General features: G+C 37.5%; 1 protein-coding gene and 1 pseudogene. One reads left to right on the top strand and one right to left on the bottom strand.

All coding sequences use genetic code 11. The annotated features are described in order from the left end of the window. Positions 1-131, top strand: a pseudogene (locus H5202_RS24835) (ATP-binding protein); the annotation flags it as partial. 476 nt (positions 132-607) lie between these two features. Here H5202_RS24835 and H5202_RS20705 read toward each other — a convergent pair. Next, positions 608-2,402 (bottom strand): putative bifunctional diguanylate cyclase/phosphodiesterase (locus H5202_RS20705; RefSeq protein ID WP_182773723.1); only part of this gene is annotated, 1,795 nt, incomplete at its 5' end.

Raw genomic sequence — 2,402 nt, 5'->3', positions numbered from 1 at the left:
AGTCTTCAAGTCATGGTATGGCTTACCTTATTTTATGTAAGTTTTTATTGGCCTTCACCCGTTTATTGCGCGGCAAAGCCAATGTCACTATCCATTGGCCAATTGATGAGTTAGGTACGCTACATGCCACGGTGATGGTCGAGTTTAATGTGTAAATAATGCTCACTGATAGGAGTATCAAGTGGATAAATAAACGAACTCGTTTGGGCATAAAAATGGAATCAAAAAGTGGTATTTTGGAACGTATTAACGACATATAATCCTTTATAGAGGTGTCCTGCTACGGCCTGGTAAGAATAACACTTTTGCAAATGAAGTGATATTCAAAATAATGTGACTTGTCTCATTATTGATTCAAATAATAAAAATGTAATACGACGTCAATAATTATTTTACGGCTAATAATCTGCCTTGTAATGAATGGATAATCCACATCTATTACGATAGTTAAAGCCACCTTATCGGCGTTTGGTAACAACAAATATTGATAGGCAATAGCATCATTTATGGAGGTTATTTGTGCTTGCAGAAGTCGTAAAGACCGTAACGAACTATTGATGTGGTGCTTATTCTTTATACATGTATCACTATTAAATAGCAGCTCGCATTATTCGTCTTCTATTTCAACATACTCACTTAAGGTTAACTTGTTATGTACAAGACATGTTTCTAAATGAGTAACATCAAGAGCATGACTGAATAAAAACCCCTGAACTATTTTGCAATTATATTGTTTCAATTTAAGTAGCTGAGCATGGGTTTCGACACCTTCAGCAACGACATCTAATTTCAGCTCATGGCCTAAAGTAATAATATTTCTCAATACAATATTACTGGTTTCTTCAGGCAAAATACTGCTTAAAAATCCCTTATCAATTTTTAAGGTATCAATGGGGAATTGGGTTAAATAGTTTAATGATGAATAACCTTTGCCAAAGTCATCTAATGCAATTCGTACACGTAATTTTTTAAGTGCTAATAGTACATCTTGTGCGGCATTTAAATCTTTAATGAGCAATGACTCAGTAATTTCAAGTTCAAGATGATGCGCAGGAAAAGCAGTTCTTTCTAAAATGGCCGCTATGTCATCGACAATGGTCGGTTGTGATAACTGTACCGGTGAAATATTGACCGATATATTACCTCTCAGAATTCCTTGTTGTTGCCAGTAATATCCTTGCTGACAGGCTTGTTCAAGAACCCATAATCCAATGTCGATAATTAATCCACTGTCTTCAGCCTGATCGATAAAGCGATTTGGGGAAACCATCCCGTGGTGTGGATGGTTCCAACGAAGTAACGCCTCTAAGCCGACAATTTCATGAGTATCAACACAGCATTTTGGCTGGTAATGAACTTCAAATTGCGCTTCGGACAACGCGTTATTGAGCTGATCTTTAATCAACAACCTTTCTAATAGTGCGGTAGATAACGCTTCGTTAAAAAAGTAAATTCCGTTTCGACCATTTTGTTTCGCAGCATACATGGCTGTATCAGCATGTTTTAATAATGTTTTGGCGTCTTTACCATCTTCAGGGAAGCATGCCACACCGATACTGGCAGAGCTGTTTAACCAATATTGATTGATTTGATAGCCTTTATTCAGTGTTTGACGAACTCGTTCAATGATATTGACTACATCTCGATTAACATTGCCCTCAGCCTGTTCATATGGAATGATTAAAGCGAATTCGTCTCCGCCAAGTCGCGCCAATACATCTTGTTGGCTCAAACAATGCTGAAGTCGTTTACCTACTTGGATTATGAGCTCATCACCAACATCATGGCCCATAGAATCGTTGACTTCTTTAAAGTGATCTAAATCGATAAACACCACAGCGGCAGTGTTATATGGATTAGAAATCAGTAATGTCAGTTGTTGATTAAAGTGAAACCGATTTGCTAATCCGGTTAAGCTGTCAAAGTTAGCTCGGCGACTTAACTCTTTCATTTGTTTCAATCGCGATAGCGCAAACAACAATATGATCAACATAATGATGGTACCTAAAGCAATTAGCGCGTAATACCACCATGCTTTTTTTATGTTAAATGCAAATTCTGCCTGTTGATTGCTCCAAATGCCGTCGCTATTGGTGCTTTGCACTTTAAATACATAATCACCAGCAGCTAAATTAGTGTACATAGCCCGAGGTAGTAAAGTGGTCAGCCAATCTTGATCAAATCCCGCTAACATATATCGATATTGATTCCGCTCTGGTGCGGTATAGTCTAATGACGCAAATGAAAACTGGATCATGTTATTGTCATAATCAAGCATGGGCTTGGACGGCGGATTATGGCTGTTAATATTAACATAAGATTTATTGGCAATTTTTGCTGAGGTTATATGTACTGGCGGCGCAAAATCATTTTGGCTAATAGTGTCGATATCTATCTGTATA

It is taken from the genome of Shewanella sp. SG41-4 (assembly GCF_014164505.1).
Lineage (GTDB): Bacteria > Pseudomonadota > Gammaproteobacteria > Enterobacterales > Shewanellaceae > Shewanella.
The sequence above is the reverse complement of the archived record's forward strand: the minus strand, read 5'-3'. Positions and strand labels throughout refer to the sequence as shown.